Annotated in this window: 26 protein-coding genes; 14 read left to right on the top strand and 12 right to left on the bottom strand. The window is 67.0% G+C overall.

The window, feature by feature from the left end; genetic code table 11:
• The 14 genes from BM249_RS21550 to BM249_RS03050 form a co-directional block, all read left to right on the top strand.
• On the top strand, positions 1–711 hold a 711-nt coding region (locus BM249_RS21550), incomplete at its 5' end, for a hypothetical protein (protein ID WP_210186983.1).
• A 50-nt stretch (positions 712–761) separates the two neighbouring features.
• A complete protein-coding gene (locus BM249_RS03100) occupies positions 762–1,898 on the top strand; it encodes a hypothetical protein (RefSeq protein ID WP_143103670.1) in 1,137 nt (378 codons plus the stop codon).
• A 245-nt stretch (positions 1,899–2,143) separates the two neighbouring features.
• Positions 2,144–2,842, top strand: a complete 699-nt coding sequence (locus BM249_RS03095) for an NlpC/P60 family protein (protein ID WP_091968813.1) — start codon at positions 2,144–2,146, stop codon at positions 2,840–2,842.
• Positions 2,842–2,997, top strand: coding sequence for a hypothetical protein (locus BM249_RS21545; RefSeq protein ID WP_177232301.1), 156 nt, complete (start codon positions 2,842–2,844; stop codon positions 2,995–2,997). Before BM249_RS03095 ends, BM249_RS21545 begins: the two co-directional genes overlap by 1 nt.
• 90 nt (positions 2,998–3,087) lie before the next feature.
• On the top strand, positions 3,088–3,357 hold the full coding sequence (locus BM249_RS03090; protein ID WP_091968810.1) for a Pam3-gp28 family putative phage holin: 270 nt from the start codon (positions 3,088–3,090) through the stop codon (positions 3,355–3,357).
• Positions 3,357–3,578: a peptidoglycan-binding protein gene (locus BM249_RS03085; protein WP_091968808.1), complete on the top strand. Its 222-nt coding sequence runs from the start codon at positions 3,357–3,359 to the stop codon at positions 3,576–3,578. Before BM249_RS03090 ends, BM249_RS03085 begins: the two co-directional genes overlap by 1 nt.
• Positions 3,575–3,763 carry a hypothetical protein gene (locus BM249_RS03080; protein ID WP_091968806.1) on the top strand — a complete coding sequence of 63 codons (189 nt, stop codon included), beginning with the start codon at positions 3,575–3,577 and terminating at the stop codon, positions 3,761–3,763. Before BM249_RS03085 ends, BM249_RS03080 begins: the two co-directional genes overlap by 4 nt.
• A gap of 24 nt (positions 3,764–3,787) precedes the next feature.
• Positions 3,788–4,120: a hypothetical protein gene (locus BM249_RS03075; protein ID WP_091968805.1), complete on the top strand. Its 333-nt coding sequence runs from the start codon at positions 3,788–3,790 to the stop codon at positions 4,118–4,120.
• Positions 4,117–4,362 (top strand): hypothetical protein, encoded by a 246-nt coding sequence (locus BM249_RS03070; RefSeq protein ID WP_091968803.1) that lies wholly within the window; start codon positions 4,117–4,119, stop codon positions 4,360–4,362. Before BM249_RS03075 ends, BM249_RS03070 begins: the two co-directional genes overlap by 4 nt.
• Entirely contained in the window at positions 4,359–4,967 is a 609-nt protein-coding gene (locus BM249_RS03065; RefSeq protein ID WP_091968801.1) for a hypothetical protein, read from the top strand. The genes BM249_RS03070 and BM249_RS03065 overlap by 4 nt, the downstream gene beginning before the upstream one ends.
• A gap of 336 nt (positions 4,968–5,303) precedes the next feature.
• Positions 5,304–5,546, top strand: a complete 243-nt coding sequence (locus tag BM249_RS03060; protein ID WP_143103669.1) for a hypothetical protein — start codon at positions 5,304–5,306, stop codon at positions 5,544–5,546.
• A gap of 47 nt (positions 5,547–5,593) precedes the next feature.
• Positions 5,594–5,980 carry a pepsin/retropepsin-like aspartic protease family protein gene (locus tag BM249_RS21115; protein WP_143103668.1) on the top strand — a complete coding sequence of 129 codons (387 nt, stop codon included), beginning with the start codon at positions 5,594–5,596 and terminating at the stop codon, positions 5,978–5,980.
• 490 nt (positions 5,981–6,470) lie between these two features.
• Positions 6,471–6,689 carry a hypothetical protein gene (locus BM249_RS03055; RefSeq protein ID WP_091968796.1) on the top strand — a complete coding sequence of 73 codons (219 nt, stop codon included), beginning with the start codon at positions 6,471–6,473 and terminating at the stop codon, positions 6,687–6,689.
• Between the two features lie 213 nt (positions 6,690–6,902).
• Entirely contained in the window at positions 6,903–7,094 is a 192-nt protein-coding gene (locus BM249_RS03050; RefSeq protein WP_091968794.1) for a helix-hairpin-helix domain-containing protein, read from the top strand.
• A gap of 95 nt (positions 7,095–7,189) precedes the next feature.
• On the opposite strand, the gene BM249_RS03045 is transcribed toward BM249_RS03050, so the two are convergent.
• The 12 genes from BM249_RS03045 to BM249_RS02985 all read right to left on the bottom strand — a co-directional run bounded on the left by BM249_RS03045 (position 7,190) and on the right by BM249_RS02985 (position 18,940).
• The gene (locus BM249_RS03045) at positions 7,190–7,846 is read right to left on the bottom strand and encodes an SOS response-associated peptidase (RefSeq protein WP_091968792.1); all 657 of its coding nucleotides are present in this window, start codon (positions 7,844–7,846) and stop codon (positions 7,190–7,192) included.
• A gap of 272 nt (positions 7,847–8,118) precedes the next feature.
• On the bottom strand, positions 8,119–8,328 hold the full coding sequence (locus tag BM249_RS03035) for a hypothetical protein (protein WP_091968790.1): 210 nt from the start codon (positions 8,326–8,328) through the stop codon (positions 8,119–8,121).
• A gap of 539 nt (positions 8,329–8,867) precedes the next feature.
• On the bottom strand, positions 8,868–11,186 hold the full coding sequence (locus tag BM249_RS03025; RefSeq protein ID WP_425284781.1) for a CHASE domain-containing protein: 2,319 nt from the start codon (positions 11,184–11,186) through the stop codon (positions 8,868–8,870).
• Between the two features lie 239 nt (positions 11,187–11,425).
• Positions 11,426–11,701, bottom strand: coding sequence for a hypothetical protein (locus BM249_RS03020; RefSeq protein ID WP_425284780.1), 276 nt, complete (start codon positions 11,699–11,701; stop codon positions 11,426–11,428).
• 76 nt (positions 11,702–11,777) lie between these two features.
• Positions 11,778–11,942, bottom strand: a complete 165-nt coding sequence (locus BM249_RS21540; RefSeq protein WP_177232300.1) for a hypothetical protein — start codon at positions 11,940–11,942, stop codon at positions 11,778–11,780.
• Positions 11,943–12,070: 128 nt separating this feature from the next.
• Positions 12,071–12,244, bottom strand: coding sequence for a ribosome modulation factor (locus BM249_RS03015; RefSeq protein ID WP_091968787.1), 174 nt, complete (start codon positions 12,242–12,244; stop codon positions 12,071–12,073).
• 66 nt (positions 12,245–12,310) lie between these two features.
• Positions 12,311–13,231 (bottom strand): bestrophin family protein, encoded by a 921-nt coding sequence (locus BM249_RS03010; RefSeq protein WP_091968786.1) that lies wholly within the window; start codon positions 13,229–13,231, stop codon positions 12,311–12,313.
• A 182-nt stretch (positions 13,232–13,413) separates the two neighbouring features.
• A complete protein-coding gene (locus tag BM249_RS03005; protein ID WP_091968785.1) occupies positions 13,414–15,390 on the bottom strand; it encodes an acyl CoA:acetate/3-ketoacid CoA transferase in 1,977 nt (658 codons plus the stop codon).
• A 287-nt stretch (positions 15,391–15,677) separates the two neighbouring features.
• Positions 15,678–16,130, bottom strand: a complete 453-nt coding sequence (locus BM249_RS03000) for a tellurite resistance TerB family protein (RefSeq protein WP_091968784.1) — start codon at positions 16,128–16,130, stop codon at positions 15,678–15,680.
• A 171-nt stretch (positions 16,131–16,301) separates the two neighbouring features.
• The gene (locus BM249_RS02995) at positions 16,302–16,589 is read right to left on the bottom strand and encodes an MTH1187 family thiamine-binding protein (protein WP_091968783.1); all 288 of its coding nucleotides are present in this window, start codon (positions 16,587–16,589) and stop codon (positions 16,302–16,304) included.
• Positions 16,590–16,699: 110 nt separating this feature from the next.
• Complete coding sequence (gene fghA / locus BM249_RS02990; RefSeq protein ID WP_091968781.1) at positions 16,700–17,533, bottom strand: S-formylglutathione hydrolase; 834 nt, start codon at positions 17,531–17,533, stop codon at positions 16,700–16,702.
• A 270-nt stretch (positions 17,534–17,803) separates the two neighbouring features.
• Positions 17,804–18,940: an S-(hydroxymethyl)glutathione dehydrogenase/class III alcohol dehydrogenase gene (locus BM249_RS02985; protein WP_091968779.1), complete on the bottom strand. Its 1,137-nt coding sequence runs from the start codon at positions 18,938–18,940 to the stop codon at positions 17,804–17,806.
• Positions 18,941–19,294: the final 354 nt, after the last annotated feature.

The following is a 19,294-nucleotide window of genomic DNA, read 5'->3' as shown; positions in this document are numbered from 1 at the left end:
CGCGGCGACTTCACCGCCGATCTCCTCGAGGTGGTCGACGGCGAACGCCACCTCTTCATGCCGATCCGCATCCGCTACGGCGAGCCGTCCGGAATCCTGGCGTTCCTGTCCCGCGCCTTCGCGGTCGCCTATGCGGCCTCGCGCCAGCCCATCGTCACGTCCATCGGTGTGCCGGGGCGCCAGGGCTCGCCCGGCGCCACGATCATCACCGGCACGGTCCCGCCGGTGCCGGCCGACGGCAAGGATGGGGATTACTGGATCGAGGATCGGGCCGAGGCGGGCCTGGGCCGGCGGATGTACGGGCCGAAGGCCGGCGGGGCGTGGCCCGGATCGCCCTTCACCATCCAGGTGGCGCGCTATCAGGACGTGCCCGGCCTCACCGTCGCCCTGGGGGGGAAAGCGGCCATCGGCCATACTCCGGCGCCCGATGCCGATTACCAAGCCCTCGTCACCGACGTGCAAATCGGCTTTGCGGTCCTGACTGCCGCGCGCACGGTCACGCTGCCCGATGTGGATCTCTATCCCATCGGTCAAGTGCTGTTCATCGCGGACGAGTCGGGCCAGTGCTCCGTGGATCGCCCCATCACCGTCACGACCGGTGCCGGCACGAACGACACCATCGCTGGCCAAGTCGCCATCCAGATCACCGACGCCTATCAGGGCCTTGGCTTCCGCCGAGGCGCCGCCAACGTGTGGATCATCGCCCGATGAAGACGCTTCGCATCCTCGCAACGGCCCTGGCGCTCCTCCAGGCCGGTCCCGTGCTCGCCCTCGATCGCGTGCTGCCGGCCCCGCGCATCAAGGACAACGGCGACGTGCGCCTGTCCGACGATCTCAAGATCGGGCGATACCAGGGTGGCAAGTACATCGGCACCCCTGACGCCCTGACGATCCAGACCCTCAAAGCTCCCCTGTTTTCCGAGGCGGCCGGCGTGCTCGGTCGCGGCATCATCTTCGACAGCGGCGGAAGCGTCGACACGCCGACCACGTTCACGATGCCGGCGAACAAGCAGTTCGATTACATGGGGTGGCGCCAGACGATCCAGCAGACCGGCGGCTCAAAGGTCTCGTGGCTGGATTACGACCTGATCGTCAACGGCGGGCGCGCCGACGCACCGGGTGTTCCGGGCTCGAATGCTTACGCGAGCATCGGCAACCTGACCAACAACGGCCCCGGCACCGTTGCGGGGTACTATTCCCGCGTCACCATCGGGGCCGACAATACCGGCGGCAACGCCCTTGCCTACAAGGGAGGCGTCACCACACGGCCCGGCGCCGGATTGACTGCCGGGTTCCAGATGAACATCGACACGACGAGCGCCGCAAAGCCCGTCGATTACGGTTACTATCTCGGGACCAACAACTATGGCGGGTTCGGCTACGCGCCATTGAATTACGGATTTCTTGCTACTCAAAACATCCGCATTGAACAAGCCCTTGTCCAGGGCTTTGCAGGCGGTGCGGGCGATGCGCTTCGATGGTTGTCCGTAGACGGCAGCACCTATCTCGCCCGCATCGACAAAGCGGGGGCCGCCTCGTTCACTCGTCTGGATATTCCGAACGGACCCACGCTTCGGTCTGACCGGCTCACGATGCCGGTCCAGGGCGTCGTAAGCCTGCCCAATGCCAACCGGGAGTTCCAGTTTCAGGGCGTGGACGCTGGCGACCGCTTCCGCGTGATAGCCGGCGGCGTGGGCGAGGTCATCTCGCTCGATGCCAACCAAAACCTCGGCGTTGCCGGGTTCACGGACCGCCAGGGTGCCACCAAGTCGATCCTCATGCCGAACGGCACATGCGCCACGGCGGCGCCGACCGGCGGCGGTGTCCTGTGCGTCGAGGGTGGCGCGCTGAAGTATCGGGGCTCCTCCGGCACGCTGACGACCATCGCGCCGCCGTAGCCCGCTCGCCGCGCCGCCCGGCTCGCGCCTGACAGGCCCACTGCGCCGCGCCGCGAGGCGGGTCGCAAGGTGAGGGCCCTTGAGGCTGTTTTAGGCCCCTAATTTGACATAAAACCTAATCCACAAAACAACTTAGCGTGCGGGCCCCTCGGCCCAGTCTGCGAACTACCGCGAAATCTGCGGTAGTTGCCCTGCGCGCCGCCTCCCGCCGCGCCTGAGATACCCCTGACAATCTGGAGAGAACCATGACGATCGCTGAGATCCAGCGCGCTCTCTTGGCGCGCGGGTACGACCTCGGGCCGGCGGGCGCGGACGGTGACGCTGGCCCCCGCACCATCGCCGCCGTGACCGCGTTCCAACGCGCGGCTGGCCTCGTGCCGGATGGCATCGCCGGCCCCCTGACGCGAAAGGCCCTCGCCGTAGCCGATGTCTCGGAAAAGCGAGCCGAGCCCGAACAACCGGGTTGGCTGACTCTCGCGGCGGCTGAGCTCGGTGTGAAGGAGGGGCCGGGCGCGGCCAACAACCCGCGCGTGGTGCAGCTGTTCGCTGATGCCGGGTTCGCCGGGATCAAGCAGGACAGCGTGGCGTGGTGCGCGGCGGCCGTCGGCGCCATGCTGAAGCGGGCCGGGTTCAAGCCTTCGGGCAGCCTCGCGGCGCGTTCCTACGAGGGCTGGGGCGTCGGCCTGAAGGAGCCGGTGCTGGGCTGCGTCGCCACGAAGAAGCGGGGCAACTCGGCCTGGCAGGGTCATGTCGGCTTCGTCGTCGGCGCGAACCGCGACCAGATCTTCCTGCTCGGTGGCAACCAGGGTGACGCTTGGTCGGTGGCGGCCTTCAAGCGTTCCGAGTTCACGTCATTCCGCTGGCCCGCCGATCTACCGATCCCGGCGGCCTCCAAGCTGCCCACCACTGTGGTGGGCGCTCTCTCCGGCGTGTCGGAGGCGTGATGCGCCAAGATCGCCCCGTCTTCCCGGCCGCACCCCGCCGCGCCGCCGACCCACTCCCGCCAACTGAGCCCCTGCCGCCGCCGCGCTACCCCGAGAACCCGTCCCCGTGGGCGCGCCTCGGCCGGTGGCTGTTCGACCGGCTCACGCGGCGCTGAAGCCGGTCCAGCGCCGCCTTACCCTGGCGCGCAAGTCCTTCCCGAGCCGGCCGGGTCAGCCGCGCAACTCCCCACATCGAGAGCACGACCATGAACAGCGAACAGCTGACCTCCCTGCTGCGCACTGTCCTCCAGTTCGCGGGCGGCATCGCCGTCGGCCGAGGCTGGATCGACGCCGAGACCTCCACCGCCATCATCGGCGCTCTGGTGACCATCTCCGTCACGGCCTGGAGCCTCTACACCCGCCGTTCCGCCGGCCTCGTCGCGTCCGCCGCCGCAGTGCCCGGCGTCACCAGCATCACGGCGGCGCCCAAGATCGCGAACGCGGTCGAGAGCGCCAAGGTCCAGGCGGCGCACTGATGCCGTTCTGGGCCAGCGCCGGGATCAGCTTCCTCGTCCGGCTGATCACCGAATACCTGGCCAACCGTCGTGCCGAAGCCGCCCTGCGCGACCTCGGCGCGGCGACGCAGGCCAATGCCGCCCGCGTCGAGGCCGAGCGCCAGGAAGCCATTGCCCGGCGCGCGGGCGAGGCCGCCGCCGACGAATCCGACGATCCTCGTGACCTCCGGAGAGACCCATGACCTTCACCTGCGCCGCCGCCGGGTTCTTCGTGTTCACCTGCACCGCGCCCGATCCGGTGCCGGCGGCGGCCCGGTTCTGTGAGACCTCCGCCCTGGTCCGGTACTCGGCCCAGGACACGGCCGAGACGCGGCGTCAGCTGCGCGTGGCGAACGCCAAGTTCCGGGCCGTGTGCGGGGACCGCTGATCCGTGGCGCCGGAGGCCGACCCCATGGGCGCCGTGGCTATCGCCGGCCTAATCAAGGACTACGGCGTTGTCGGCGCCCTGGCCCTATCCCTCGCGGCCATCGCCGTGCTGGTGAAATGGCTGAAGGAGTCGTGGCAAGCCCGCCTCGACGACGGGCGGGCCATGGTGGAGCGCGTCGCCACCGCCATCGAGCGGTCCTCGGCAGCAGGGATCGCGCATACCGAGGCGGTCAAGGAGCTCCAGGACGGTCAGGCCGCCACGCTCAAGACCGTCACCGAAGCCGCCCTCACCAGCGCCGCCAACGACAAGGCCATTCTCAAGGAGATCGAGCGGAGTGCGGGAGGGCGTACGCCATGATCCTCGAACGCCTCCGCGAGCGGGTCTGCCGGGCGCTCTGCCTACACTGCGTCGAGCGCCACGACGTGATCAAGGAAGACCGCCTGGACCGGGCGGAGAAGCTGCACATCATGTCGGCGCAGGACGCCGCCAACGCGAGCAAGAGGACCGGCCTGCGGGTCGGCGACATGAGGAGGGTCGCGAACTCAGCGGTCGACCGCCTCCGACACGAGCGGATCGAAAGCGAGGGCGCCGAACCATGATGCCGCGATACGACGACACTTCGCCGGAGACCATCAAGAAGCAGATCGTGTTCGCCACCATCGTGCTCGTCGGCACGGTGTTCATGCTCAACTTCTTCGTGCCGAACGCCGATCTCATCCTGGCCGAGCGCATCTTCCAAGCGTCGGTTGCCGCCACCGTGGTCGTTGTCTACTGGCCCGATGCCAAGGCCGCGTGGCGGTCGGAATCGCCCGAGCGCGGGGACTACCTCATCGTCGGCGTCACGCTCGGGTGGTGCGCGACGTTCTGCCAGGCGATCTTCTCCGTGGTGTTCCGGCTCGCCGGGATGCCGCTGTGGTTCACGAACATCGACGCGAACTCGCTCTGGATCCTCATGAGCGCGATTTCCGGCATCATGCATATCGTGGCGCCGGGGGCGGTCGATGGCGTCGTGCCCCGGCGCAACCGGATCGTGCTGGGCCTCGGCATGGGCGTCGCCGTCATGGGCATCTGCATCGTGCTGTGGACGCGGCCGGATATCTCCACCTACCTCGAAGCCTGCCGGTTCTTCCTCGAGGACACCGCCTCGTGGTTCCTGGGGCTGCTGGACCGGGCGGCTGCCGGGGCGTGGTCTTGGTTCGCGTGACCTGCGCCACCCTCGAACAAGACCTCACCGCCGTCTATGCCCTGATGGCGTTTCTGGTAGGGATGATCACGGGCGGGGTGGCGAGGCGGTAGGCCGGAACCACCCGACGGTCTGAGCCGTTCACCCTGCATCTTCCTCCCGAGGATCGCCTTTCGCCCGCCCGGCTCACGCCGTGGCGGGCTTTTCGTCAGCGTCGTTAAACCGCCGCTAACCAAGCGTACATAACCCAAAGGATGTCTGCCGACGGATTGCGGCGGATCGCCATATCCTGTTAAGCGTTGTCAACCCACATTTCCGGCGACTCAACAGGAATCGTTTATGCTCCGGGAGGACGTCATGCCCCCACTTGATCGCGAAATCGCAACCTTCAATGCCAAGCTGCCAGAGCTTCTGGCGGACGTTGGTAAATTCGTTCTGATCAAGGATGATCGAATCGAGGGTAAGTTCGAGACCTACGCCGATGCTTTGAAAGCCGGCTATGAGTCTCATCGCGCGGGAGAGTTTCTCGTCAAGAAAATTGCGCCTGCTGAGCAGGTCGCATTCTTTACACGTGATCTTGTGTTCGAATGCCGTCAATAACTCTGCCGTTCGGGCAAGCTGGTCCCTTGGTCCAGATTAATGTCGGCTTGAGCAAGCCCCATCGTGAGGCACTGATCGCCGCTGGGCAGCCGGTGCCGAATTTCGTGCTGGGCACGTTTCTAGCTGATACCGGCGCTTCGGTGACATGCGTAGACCCAGGCTTGGTTGCTCCCCTGAGCCTGACACCCACTGGCGTCGCTAACATGATGACGCCATCAACGAATGGCGGCACGCATAGCTGCTATCAGTACGACGTGGCTCTCTTCATACCTCCGACCAAGCCGACGGACCTCGGCCATTTCGTTGATGCCCTGCCCGTGATGGAGACACACCTCCGCTCGCAGGGGATAGACGGGCTCCTCGGTCGAGATGTCCTGCAAAGCTGCGTTCTTATATCAAATGGCCCTTCTGGTATCTGGACGCTGGCCTTCTGATAGTAGACGTTACCCTCAATCAAAGCCCCGCCGGCCAGAGCCATGCGAGGCTTTTTCGTTCTAAGCCTCCATCGCCTTCATTAGCTGCCGCCGAACCTCGGCTATCTTCTCCAGCAGCAGGCGCTCCACGGCGATGTCGACGTCACCCATCATCGCCCGACCAGCCAGATCGGCACGGCGCCCGTGGGCCGACCTCTCAACGGCGTAAGTCTGACGACCGAAATCTAACGACCCCACCGCCCGATCTGATCACGGGGCCAGCGGGATGTGACGTCAATCTCACACCCTTTGGCCGGATCCGCCAGCGAGGCAAAAGCCTCCGTCTCATTCATGCAATTCGGAGCGTGCGGGCTCCATTCTATCTCTAGCCGCTCCATTGACTGAATCGATATCGACTATCAATCTAATCTGTTTGAGTGATGGTGCGGTGCGAAGCATATTCCTCTCATGAAACGGGGACTGGCCCCGGATCACGATAGGAAACAACCCGATGACCGTCCGTACCTTCGCTCTCGCTACCCTGGCGTCCATCATCCTCACCGGCGCTGCGGCAGCCGACGAGCGCATTAACGTCACGCCGACGCTGTACCGCGATCAAGCCCGCGTCACGGCTGCCGTGCGTCCTGCTTCCGAACTGACGACGACGCCTTCCCTGACCCCTGGGGCACCTGCGCCCCGGCGCGTCGTCGCTGAGGTTTTGGCTCGATAGGCCGGGCTCACCTCTCGGTGTCCGGGAGCCATCACACCAGAGCGGCAGGGCCTTCGCCCTGCCGTTTCACGTTCGGATCACCCGTTGAGCTTCGAGGTGTGGCAGTCCGGAAGCGTCAGGCCAGACGGGCTGAGGATCGAACGTGATCATGATCGGCGGAACCGATGGCCGCCAATTGTCGTCTCCTCCGGCACCACCCCGTAGGAATATTCAATGATCGACCTCAACGCCGCCACCGCTGACGAACTCGATCAAGTTCCCGCCCTGAAGGGCCATGGCTTCGAGATCGTGCGCTACCGCGAGGAACGCGGACGCTTCACCAGCCTTCGTCAATTGAACGAGGTGCCGGGCTTGGCGGGCAAGGTCGATGAGATCGATGCGGCGGTCACGGTTGGCGAGGGGTAGGCGCTGGGCGGGCTCCGTTTGGTATCCCCGCTGCTTTTCAATCCAACCCACGCACCCTCGGGGGCTTTTCGAAGAAAAGCAGAGGGCTCACCGCATCAGGCCGCCGGGTCTCTCCGAGCTCCCTGCGCCACGATCCGCATCATGGCATCCGGCAACGGGCGCTGCAGCTCCAGGGCGATCTCCGTCGGCACCGCGAGCCACGTGCTCCATTCCTCGGGCGTCGTCAGCAGCACCGGCATGGCCTTTGGGTGAATCGGTCCGACCACACCGTTCGCCTCGCACGTGAGGAACGCGAACAAGCGATGCTCTTCCTCGACGCGGTCGGGGTTCTCGGCCTTGGTGCCACGCACGCCGGTCCAGGGGCGCCAGATGCCCGCGAAGGCGAATAGGGGGCGCTCCTCGTCGAGAGCGAACCACGTCGGGGTCTTCTTCGGCTTGGTGTCGGCGTACTCGCTGAAGGACGACACCGGCACGAGGCAGCGGAACTCGGGCTTGAGCCACGGCCGCCAGTGCGGGCTCTTCACGTTGCGCACGTTCGTGACGGGATGCTCACCGAACTGCTTCGGACCGGGAATACCCCAGCGGAACATCTCCATCACCCGTGCGCCGTCCTCACCCACACGCACGATGGGGGCGCGCTGATCCGGAAAGATGCCCGGCATCGCCGGCAGGTTGCCGGTGTGATCGGCCGAGACGTCGAAGACGGTTCGGATCTCGGCCTGGGGAGTCACGAGGCTGTAGAGGTTACACATCCGCTCACGTCCTCGAAGGCAGCCCGTTCCTCGCCGACGTGCCCGTGGTATCGAGCTTGGCTCGGCAGCCCACACCGTACACGTTGGGCTGTCGGCTTCCGACCTCGCGCTGATAGCGGCAGGTTTGGGGGAGCTGCAGGTAGACGTCCAGCACCGAGGCATGGTTGCCGAATCGCCGCCGCAAGCCCTCAAGACCATAGACGCCCCGGCGGTCGCAGGGGCCGCAGGTGATGACGAGTTGCGCTGCCCGAACGTCGCAGAGGCGTTCCACTTCAACGCCGCTCGCTCGCGAGGTCGCCACGGACGAAGCCGTATGAAACGAGGCGCTCGGCCTCCGCAAACTTTTCCTCGAGCACGAGGAGATCGTCGATGGCATCCCGCAGGGCACGACCGGCATCGCCACCGGCCGCTTCCTCGTAAGCCAATGCGATCATCTCGGCTTGGCTCATCGATGCCATTTCGGCGATCTGGGCAGCGGTCATGGGTGGGCTCCTCCTGAGAACAAAGAAGGAACATACGGTTCGAGTTCCGCGGTCAATCAGGAATTCAATCCCTTGTGCGAACCGGGGAAAACCGCAAACGAATCGTCACCAGGGGATCGTCACGCCCGTTCCCGCTAAGGAGAGGGGAGGGCGGGGGCAAAACCGCTTTGGATGGTGCGGGCGCTCGGGGAAATAAACCTTATCGGTCAAAGGTCGGTTTCATCCCGCACCTTTGCTTAGATGCATTGAATTTACTCGGATATTTTACATCTTTCCTGGGCACCAATGTTCTGAGAAGCGTCTACGCCTCAGAAACTTAAGCCGGATGAGGTAGTTGCGACAGGCAGACCGTGCCACAACGGCGTGCCACATGCTCCTCAGGCTTCCCCGTCCGATGAAGCGGTCAGGTTCTTCTCTCCCGCAGTTCAAGCAGCGCATTCCCGCTGACGTTCAGCCACTCGCGGTAGGCCGTACCCTTTCGGTGCAGCTCGGCGCCGAGACCACGCACATCACCATCACACCCCGTATGATGATCGACGTCAGGCTGTGATCATCTCGCGGATGCGGGCCGCCAGGACGTCGACGGCGAACGGCTTGGTCAGCACGGCCATGCCGGGGGCGAGCTGGCCGTCGCCGAGCAGGGCGGTCTCCGCGAAACCGGTGATGAACAGGATTTTCAGATTCGGCCGGCCGACCCGGGCGGCATCCGCCATCTGCCGTCCATTCATGCCGCCGGGCAGGCCGACATCCGTCACCAGCAGGTCGATGCGCGCATCCGATTGCAGCACCCGCAATCCGCCGGCCCCGTCCGCAGCCTCGACGGCGGTGTAGCCGAGATCGCTCAGGACATCGGTCACCAACATGCGCACGGTCGGCTCGTCATCCACGATCAGAACGGTCTCGCCGGCCACGGCCTGGGCCATCGGGTGCCGCTCGGGCGCGTGGTTCGCGTCCGCCACCCCGTGATGCCGTGGCAGGGAGAGGCAGACCGTCGTGCCCTGACCGACCTCGGAAACGATCCGCACCTGCCCGCCCGACTGCTTGGCGAAGCCGTAGACCATGGACAGGCCTAGCCCCGTTCCCTCACCCATGGGTTTGGTGGTGAAGAACGGGTCGAACGCGCGGGCGACGACCTCCGGCGACATGCCGGTGCCGGTGTCGGACACGCTCAGCGAGAGGTATTGCCCCTCGGGCAGATCCTGCATCTCCCCCTGCGCGCGGTCGATCCGGCGATTGGCGGTCTCGATGGTGATCCGGCCCCCGTTCGGCATGGCGTCGCGCGCGTTGATGCAGAGGTTGAGGAGTGCGTTCTCGAGCTGCGACGGGTCGACCAAAGCGGGCCAGAGATCGTCCGCTCCCCGGTGTCGCACGTCGATGGCCGGGCCGACGGTGCGCTGGATGAGGTCGAGCATGCCGTCCACGAGGTTGTTCGCGTCGGTGGCCTTGGGCGCCAGGGTCTGGCGGCGCGAGAACGCCAGAAGGCGGTGGGTCAGCGCCGCGGCCCGCTGCGCGGCGCCCTGGGCGGCGGCGATGTACTTACCGACATCCTTGGACCGGCCCTGGCCGAGGCGGGTCTCGATGAGTTCCAGGGAGCCCGAGATGCCCGCCAGCAGATTGTTGAAGTCGTGCGCCAGCCCACCGGTGAGTTGGCCCACCGCTTCCATCTTCTGGGACTGGCGCAGGGCCTCTTCCATGCGGGCGCGTTCGTCGCCGGCTTGGCGCAGGCGCTCGGCCGCGTCCCGCAGGTCGCGCGTCCGTTCCTCGACCCGGACTTCCAGTGACATGTTGAGCCGGCGGATCTCGTCCTGCGTCCGACGCTGGCGGAACGCGGCGACGCCGAGCAAAGCGGTGGCGAGGAGCCCGCCGCCGCAGACGAGCCCGATCTCCGAGAGCGCCGACGCCCGTTGCGGGGAGACCCGTTGCTCGAACACCACGGTCCAGGTCCGGCCACCGATGTCCAGGCCCGCCTCACGGCTGAGGCGGCCGGCCGGCGCATTCGCGGTGCGCGCGGAGCGGTGCAGCAGCGTCGCTTCGCTCGGGCGTCCATCGTAGATGGCGAAGGCGGCGTCCTCCTCCGCCCGGGCCGCCACGATGCTGTTGAACAGGTCGTTGGCGCGAAACGCACCGAAGACGAAGCCGAGGAACCGTTGCCGCCGCACCGCGAGATCGGCCGGCACGGTCCCGCCGGCATAGACCGGCATGGCGACGAGGAAGCCGGCCTGCTTGTTCGCGTCGATTTCCTGCACGAGCTCGATGCGGGCCGAGACGGCCGGCAGGCCGGTGTCGCGGGCACGCTCGACCATGTCGCGGCGGACCGGATCGGACATCACATCGTAGCCGATGGCCGCGAGGTTGCGCGGGTTCGGCGGCTCGGCGAACAGGACTGGGCTGATCAGGGGATTGTCGGAGGCCGGGCGCACGCGGAATCCGGCGACGCCCAAGGCTTCGGCCTGCGCGGCGAACCGCTCGCGCTCGGACGCCGGGAGGGTCGGCGTGAAGCCGATCCCGAGCACGCCGGGATAGAGGGGTTGGAACTCGATCCGTTGCACGTAGGCCCGGAACTCGGCCAGGGTAACCCGGTCGCCGCTGGCGGCGAACAATCCTGCGCCGCCGCGCAGCAGGGCGGTGTAGGTGCGGAACTGGTCCTCGACCGTGCGCAGCTCGATCTCGGTGGCGTGCTGGAAGTTGAGGCTGTCGCGCAAGTCCGCCGCCCGCCGGATCAGGGCGGTGCTCACGCCCGTCGCGAGCAATCCCGCCACGAGGATCGCGTGGGGAATCCAGCGGGCCGCCCTGGGGGCCGGAGGGAGCAGAGTGGCGGCGTCCGTGACGCGACCCGGCGATGGAGAGAGATCGTTCAAGGAAAGACCGGGGGGGCGCGGCGACCCGTCGAGCGGGACGATGCTGAAAGGCTGGCCCACCATGGCGTCGCCGCGGCGGATGGGTGAGCTTTACCCGAACGGCGCGCCGTGGGCGATCCGCATCGGGACAGCGCCTCGGCCGGGCGTTCCCGCGATCGCGGCGCAGACCGATCGAAGCATCCTGCCTCAGAGCCGATGAATTCGCGCGCCTGGGTTTCGCCACGACGCCCGGGCGTCGGTCAGCGGCCGCCTCGGTTCGTCCTCAGGCGACAGGTTCGGCCCATATCCTCATAGCCTGCGGGACAGCGGCGCACGCACGCCCCGGCGGCGTATTTCAGGGGCGGACGGCAGGCCCGGCTGAACCGCTGCTCCTGAAACAGGAAGTCCTTGGAGGGACTCTGCGCCTGCGCCGGCATCGCTAGGCCCATGGACACGATGGCCGGCAACGCGACGATGACGGTCGTCAGCGCGGCGCGGAATGGAAAGACCCACGGGCGTTCCGGGGAAGCGAACATGCTGGCGATCCGGTCTGTCTCGACTGGTCAAGGCCGAGGGTTGTACTGGGAAAGGCGGGGTCGGGGAGAGAAGACCTCAGCACGTCGGAGCGCCGGTGCCCCGGCCGGCGGCGCCGGGCGTCGCGCCTGAACCGGCATCGTTGGCGCCCGTGTTGTTCGTGGTTCCCGAGCCGCCTTCCGCGGCCTGAGCCGCCGCGCCGAGGACCAACGTGGCGGTGACGATGAGCGCGAGGGCCTTCATGATGCATCTCCCTGGGCGTTCGGCTGTCCGCCGGTCCGTGGTAACGCGTCTGTGAGATGCGGCGTTCCGGCATCCGGATCCCGCATCGGGACGGACGAAGCGATGGGGCCGACCCGGCGCCGACGCCCTCAGGTGTGTTCGTCGCCTTGGCTCTCCTCCATCGCCGCGTCGTATCCGGCGATCCACCGGGTATGCGGCTCCGTCCCCTCGGCGTAGGGACAGTCCTGGCGGCGTAAGCCCTTCCGGGGGGCGTGGAAGCCCAGGGCATAATGGTCGAGGTTGTCGTCTGGAATCTCGGTCATGGGCGTCAAGGTAGGGCGCCGCCTCGGCGCTCCAAGGACGCGCGTGCGACCTCGGACCCGCCGGGTTCACGTCAGCAGATAGCGGTTCGGCTTGAGGGACGGGGGCCTCGGCTCGCCCAGGGCATCGAGGACGATCCCGTCGAGGGTGTGGAGGAGGGCGTCGAGGGGAAGGTCGTTCGGGTCGGTGCCGAATGGCTCCTCGAGTTCGTCACCGAGGGCGTCGAGGCCGAAGAACGTATAGGCGACGAGGGCCACGGCCAGCGGCGTCGCCCAGCCGAGGGAGGCGGCGAGCCCGAAGGGCAGCAACAGGCAATAGATCCAGGCTGTCCTGTACAGCAGCAGGGTGTAGGCGAAGGGCAGCGGCGTGGTGAGGATGCGCTCGCAGACGATCTGGGCCTGGGACAGGGCGGCAATGCGGTGTTCCAGCACCCCGAACAGCACGTCCGTGAGCGCGCCCGCCCTGTAGGCGTCGCCGAGATCGGCGGTGAGGCGCCCGAGCACGGCATCGGCCGCATTGGCTCCCCGGGCGACACTCTCCGCTTCGTCCGGCGAGAGCCAGGGGCGGGCGGCATCGGCTTCGTGTCCACCCCGCATCTGCGCATGGAGGGCATGGGCGAAGCCCGAGATCCGGCGCAGCACGCGGCGGCGCAGGTCGGCATGCTCGGGCTCCGGCAGCAGGGCCGACAACAGCCGGGCGATCCCCCGCGTCTCGCCGATGAGGGTGCCCCAGGCCCGACGCGCCTCCCACCACCGGTCGTAGCAGGCGCTGTTGCGGAAGCTGAGGAAGATCGACAGGGCGAGGCCGATGAGGGTGAACGGCCCGACGCCGGCCGTGATGGGAAAGGCTTCCGGCCAGCGGCTCTCGGCGGCCACGACGGCGACGGCGATGGCCGTGATCGCCAACACCTTCGGCGCCACCTGCGGCAGGATCGAGCCGCGCAGGGTGAACAGGATCGTGAGCAGACCCGGACGCGAACGGACGATCATTGGCCTGGCGTTTCGGTTCGGAGGGGGCGCGTCGCCTCAAGCCCCGGGGCGGGGGCGGAACGACCCGGAACGAAATCCCACAAATGGCTCGGGCGGGAAAGGTCGCCCCCTCCCGCCCGAGCCATGAACGCTCTCCCCTGAAAGGGGGGACCTGCCCACGAAAGGGCAGGGGCCTGTCTTGCCTAGGCCGCCGACGCGATGGCCGTGGAGGCGCGGCGGATTTTCTTGTCGAGCCCGTCCACGAAGGCGTGGGCATCCTCCTTGCGCTCGAACACGTGGGGCGCGAGGCCGCGACGGTTCAGGGCTTCTTCCATCTTGAGGCGCAGGAAGGCGCTCGTCGCGTAACGGGTCGTCGTCGCGTAGTAGTTTGCCGCGAGATACTGGATCATGCTCGCGTAGTCGTCGTACAGGTTCTCGTTGATCCGGAACCCGTCGTGGTTGACCACGCAATTGACCCGCTGGCCGGCCTTCTTGCAGGCTCCGACCAGCACCTTGCGCAGGTCGTCGATGTCGCTCTTCACGCGGGCGTGCCAGCCCTCGAGGTTGACGAACAGGATGTTGCGCTCGGAATCGTAGCTGACGCGCTCCGACAGGTTGAGGTTCAGGAGGTCGGCGAGGAGCTCCATCGGCTCGTCGCGGAACAGGCGGGCATCCATGAGCGCCGGCTGCCGGATGATCGGCCGGAAGCCCATATGGGGCAGGATGTCCCGCTCGATGTCGATGCCCGGCGCCACCTCAATGAGCTCCAGACCCTCGTCCGTGAGCTGGAAGACGCAGCGTTCGGTGACGTAGATCACCGGCTGCGAGCGCATCTGCGCGTAGGAGCCGCTGAATGTGATCTGCTCGACCTGCGGCAGGAATTTCTGCGAGCGGCCCTCGGTGACGATGCGCAGCTTGCCGTCCTCGATCACCGTCTCGAGGCCGCCCACCGTGAAGGTGCCGGCGAACACCACGCAGCGGGCGTTCTGCGAGATGTTGATGAAGCCGCCGCAGCCGTTGAGGCGGCCGCCGAACATGCTGGTGTTGACGTTGCCGTATTGGTCGCACTCGGCGAGGCCGAGGCAGGTCATGTCGAGGCCGCCGCCGTCGTAGAAATCGAACATCTGGTTCTGGTCGATGATGCAGTCGGCGTTGGTGGCCGCGCCGAAGCTCGATCCGGAGGCGAGCACGCCGCCCACGGCCCCGGCCTCCGTGGTGAGGGTGATGTAGGGGGTCACCTTCTCCTCGTTGGCCACCGCCGAGATGCCCTCGGGGGCGCCGACGCCGAGGTTGACCACGCCGTTGGGCGGAAGCTCGAAGGCCGCCCGCCGGGCGATGATCTTGCGGGCATCCAGCGCCATCTTCTTCATGCCGGCGACGGGCACGCGGATCTGGCCGGCGAGGGCCGCATCGTGCTGCACGCCGTAGTTCATGCGGTGCATCTCGGGTTCGGCCAGCACCACGCAATCGACGAGGATGCCGGGCACCCGCACGTCCTTCGGCAGCAGGAAGCCGTCATCGACGATGCGCTCGACCTGGGCGATGACGATGCCGCCGTTGTTGCGCGCCGCCATGGCCTGGGCGAGGCAATCGAGGGTCAGGGCCTCCTTCTCGAAGGAGATGTTCCCCGACGGATCGGCCGAGGTGCCGCGGATGAAGGCGACGTCGATCTTCGTGGCGGTGTAGAACAGCCATTCCTCGCCATCGACGTCCACCACCTTGACGATCTCGTCCTGGGTCACGCTGTTGACGCGACCGCCGCCGTGGCGCGGATCGACGTAGGTGTGGAGACCGACCTTGGAGAACAGGCCGGGCTGGCCGGCGGCGCAGGCGCGGTAGAGTTGCGAGATCACGCCCTGGGGCAGGTTGTAGCCGGTGATCTTGTTCTCCTGGGCGGCCTTCGCGACCTTCGGCATGCGGCCGAAATTGGCCGCGATGACCCGCTTCAGCAGGCCCTCGTGGTGCAGGCGCCCTGTGCCGAGGCCTTTGCTGTCGCCGGCCCCGGCGGTCATGATCAGGGTGAGGTCGCGGGGGGCGCCGGTCTCGACGAAACGCTTTTCCAGGGCGGCGTGCAGCGCCTCCGGAATGCAGCTCTGAACGAAGCCCGTGGTGGTCACCACGTCGTTTTGCCGGATGAGGGCGATGGCCTCTTCCGCCGAGATGACCTTATTTTTCTTCATCGCCCGCTCCCTCCCGCGTCCCCCACTTTCGATATCCGTCGGCAGGATTTATCCTGCCGATTTCGGTGTCGTGGAAGTCTTGTTGACTAGAGACAGGGTAGAGGTCGGCTTTCAACTTCGCAAGAGTGTCGCGTCGGCTGCTGCGGTGCGTTTTCCCTATGTTGCGCTGCACATATCACCTGCGCCCGGACTGCCGGGGCAGGGCATTTGAAGGCTGCGCCCGGACGGGTGACGGTTCCAGATCATGCCAAGACTGGGCCATACGGTGAAACGCGCTGAGTTATTCATTATTCAGTTTGGATGGCGCCGCTCAGGAGGCGGTCCTTGTCGACGCCGAGGGCGGTGGCGATCTCGGCGAGGGCGGCATGTTCGACGGCGCTGATCCCGGCCTGATCGGCGACATCGGCGGCGATGAGAAACACGGCCTCGCGCTGCACCGCCTCGCGCCCGGCGAGGGCCGCGACATGGCGCAGGTTCTCGGCCCTTCCGGCCCGCGTCCGCGCCCGATCCAGCCCCTCGAACAACTCGGCCTCGAGCTTGAGGGTGTCGTAACCCTTTTCGAGAATCGGGTTGGCCCGCATGCCGGCCAGCGCCGTCTCGACCTCTTCCTCGTCGATCTCGCTATCGGCCAGGATGACGTTGGCGGCGGCCGACACCGCCGCTTCCATGAGAAGCCGGTCGCCGACATAGGCGCCGACGCCCCGGGTGAAACGACCGACGAGATCCTGGAACAAGCTCATGCCGTCTCCTTGGCGACCGGCGCTCCGCGCCGGATGCGACCCCCGCCTTCGCGACCGAGGCGCTTCATATAAAGCATCGCCCCGACCGTGGTTTCCGGCTTTCGGGAAAAGACGCGGCTCGCGTGTCCCTTGGGCCGGGCGAAAGGTCGGCCGGGCGTCCGGGGGCGGGGTTCAGGAAACCGCCGCCAGCTTGTCGGCCATGGTCTGCGCCTTGTCGCGGCGGGACGAGAACGTCATGGTGAAGAACACCCGCTCGACGCCGAGTTCGGCGAGACGCGCCTCGCAGCGTTCGGCGAGGGCGCAGATCTCGCTCAGTTCTCCCTCGATGTTCGTGCCGTTGGCGTGCATTTCGGCCTGGAGGGGGCTGGCGTCGATGATCGCCTTGATCGCCCGGACATAGGGCGAGACCGAGGGGCCGACGCCCATGGGGACGATGCACAAATCCGCGACGACCTTCATCCCTGACCTCCCGGACCGCCGCCCATGGGCGGGCGACGACCGATTGTATCATGCTCCGTCGTCGGGCGAAGCGACCCCGGCGGGACTCGTCCGCCGGAATCCGGGGCTGCTCACTTCAGGCGGGCGGCCGCCCAGGCGATATGGCTGTCCATGAAGGTGGAGATGAAGAAGTAGGAGTGATCGTAGCCCTCGCGCATGTTGAGGGTCAGGGGGATGCCGGCGGCCTTGCAGGCCTCTTCCAGCAGCCAGGGGCGCAGACCGTCCTGGAGGAAGCTGTCGGCGGTGCCCTGATCGACGAGGAACTCGGAGAAGCGACGACCGTCGGCGATGAGCAGGGTTGCGTCGTGGGCGCGCCAGGCGGCCGGATCGGTGCCGAGATACTTCTCCAGGGCCGGCTTCGACCATCCGGCCGTGGACGGCTGGGCGATGGGGGCGAAGGCCGAGCAGGACTTGAAGCGGTCGGGATAAGTCAGCGCGATGGTCAGCGCCCCATGGCCGCCCATGGAATGGCCGAAGATGCCCTGCCGGCTCATATCGGCGGGAAATTCTTTGGCGATGAGGGCGGGCAGCTCCTCGGTGACGTAGCTCCACATCCGGTAGTTCGTGGCGTAGGGCGCCTGCGTCGCGTCCACGTAGAAGCCGGCGCCGGAGCCGAACTGCCAGTTGCCTTCCTCGTCGGGGATGCCGGGGCCGCGCGGGCTGGTGTCCGGGGCGACGACGATCACGCCGTGCTCGGCGGCGGCCTTGCGGTACTCGCCCTTGTCCATGACGTTGGCATGGGTGCAGGTGAGGCCCGACAGATACCACAGCACCGGCACCGGGCCGTGCTCGGCCTGGGGCGGCACGAACACCGCGAAGGTCATGGGGCAACCCGTGGTCTGGGCATCGTGCTTGTAGACGCCCTGCGTGCCGCCATGGGCGCGGGCCTTCGAGATGGTTTCCATGATGCTCTCCTGATGGGGCCGAGGTAATCGTCGTTGCTGAAATCCCGGCGGGGGACGTGTCTCCCCCTTGTCGGAAAGGGCGCCGAGGCGGCAGCCGAAGGTGAGGGGGGAATTTGGAAGGCGCCGCGTCCGGCGGCGCTCCCTCAGCGTTGCTCCGGCTTCGCCCCTCGCTCGCCGCAGACACGATGTGGTGCCCGCGATCCTCTCCCCGCGTGCGGGGAGAGGGGAATGCTTACCGACGCCGTCGAGAACACAGCGTTGGAAGTCGGCTCAGTAAACCACCACCGACCGGATCGACTTGCCCTCGTGCATGAGGTCGAAGCCGTGGTTGATCTGCTCCAGCGGCATGGTGTGTGTGATCAGATCGTCGATGTTGATCTTGCCCTCCATGTACCAGTCGACGATCTTCGGCACATCCGTCCGGCCGCGGGCGCCGCCGAAGGCCGAGCCCTTCCAGACGCGGCCGGTGACGAGCTGGAACGGACGGGTCGAGATCTCCTTGCCGGCCTCGGCGACGCCGATGACGATGGACTCGCCCCAGCCCCGGTGGCAGCACTCGAGGGCCTGACGCATGACGTTGACGTTGCCGGTGCAGTCGAACGAGAAATCCGCGCCGCCGCCGGTGGCGTCGAGGATCGCCGCCACGACGTGGTCGTTGCCGACTTCCTTCGGGTTGATGAAGTGAGTCATCCCGAATTTGCGGGCCATCTCCTGCTTGTCCGGGTTGATGTCGACGCCGATGATCTTGTCGGCCCCCACCATCCGGGCGGCCTGGAGCACGTTGAGGCCGATGCCGCCCAGGCCGAACACCACGACGTTGGCGCCGGGCCAGACCTTCGCGGTGTAGAGCACCGCGCCGATGCCGGTGGTGACGCCGCAGCCGATGTAGCAGACCTTGTCGAACGGCGCGTCTTCGCGAATCTTGGCCAGGGCGATGGCGGGCAGGACGGTGAAGTTCGAGAAGGTCGAGCAGCCCATGTAGTGGAACACGGTGTTCGCGCCGCCCGGGCTTCCGCCCGTGGACACGCACGAGAACCGTGAGGTGCCGTCCGGCATCACGCCCTGGCCCTGCGTCGCGCGGATCGCGGTGCAGAGGTTGGTGCGCTGCGACAGGCAGGACTTACAGCCGCGGCATTCCGGGGTGTAGAGCGGGATGACGTGATCGCCGGGCTTCAGATCGGTGACCCCGGCGCCGACCTCGCGGACGATGCCCGCGCCCTCGTGGCCGAGGATCGCCGGGAACTTGCCCTCGGAATCGAGGCCCGACAGGGTGTAGGCATCCGTGTGGCAGATGCCGGTGGCCATGAGTTCGACGAGAACTTCGCCGGCCTTGGGACCTTCGATATCGATCGTCTCGATGGTGAGGGGCTTCTTCGCCTCCCACGCCACCGCTGCGCGCGTCTTCATAATAGGGTTTTCTCTTGTGCTGAGCGATTTCGGGCGGCGTCGAACGGCCGACTCTTCGGTTCGCCCCATCGGCGGGATGGCGATCCGAACGGCCCGGAAATCTGGATCGCGTGATGCTGTTTATGGCGCGCTTATGCAACGCCTTGACCGTGCGGTCGTCGTCCGTGGGGGGCTCGGTGTGGCTTTGAGGCGGCAATGACCGCCACGCGACGGCCCGAACGCGCATCCGCCTCGTCGCCGGCGTCGCGCTCTTCCGGAGAGCGGCCCCACCGCGCGGCCGATTTGCGCGGGGTGCGGCCGGCGTAAGTCTAAGGTTCCGGCCGGGTTCGGTGTCGCCCGCCGACGGGGGTCGCA

Source organism: Methylobacterium gossipiicola (assembly GCF_900113485.1).
Classification (GTDB): Bacteria; Pseudomonadota; Alphaproteobacteria; order Rhizobiales; family Beijerinckiaceae; genus Methylobacterium; species Methylobacterium gossipiicola.
Note: the sequence above shows the minus strand (reverse complement) of the source record. Positions and strands in the feature narration are given on the sequence as shown.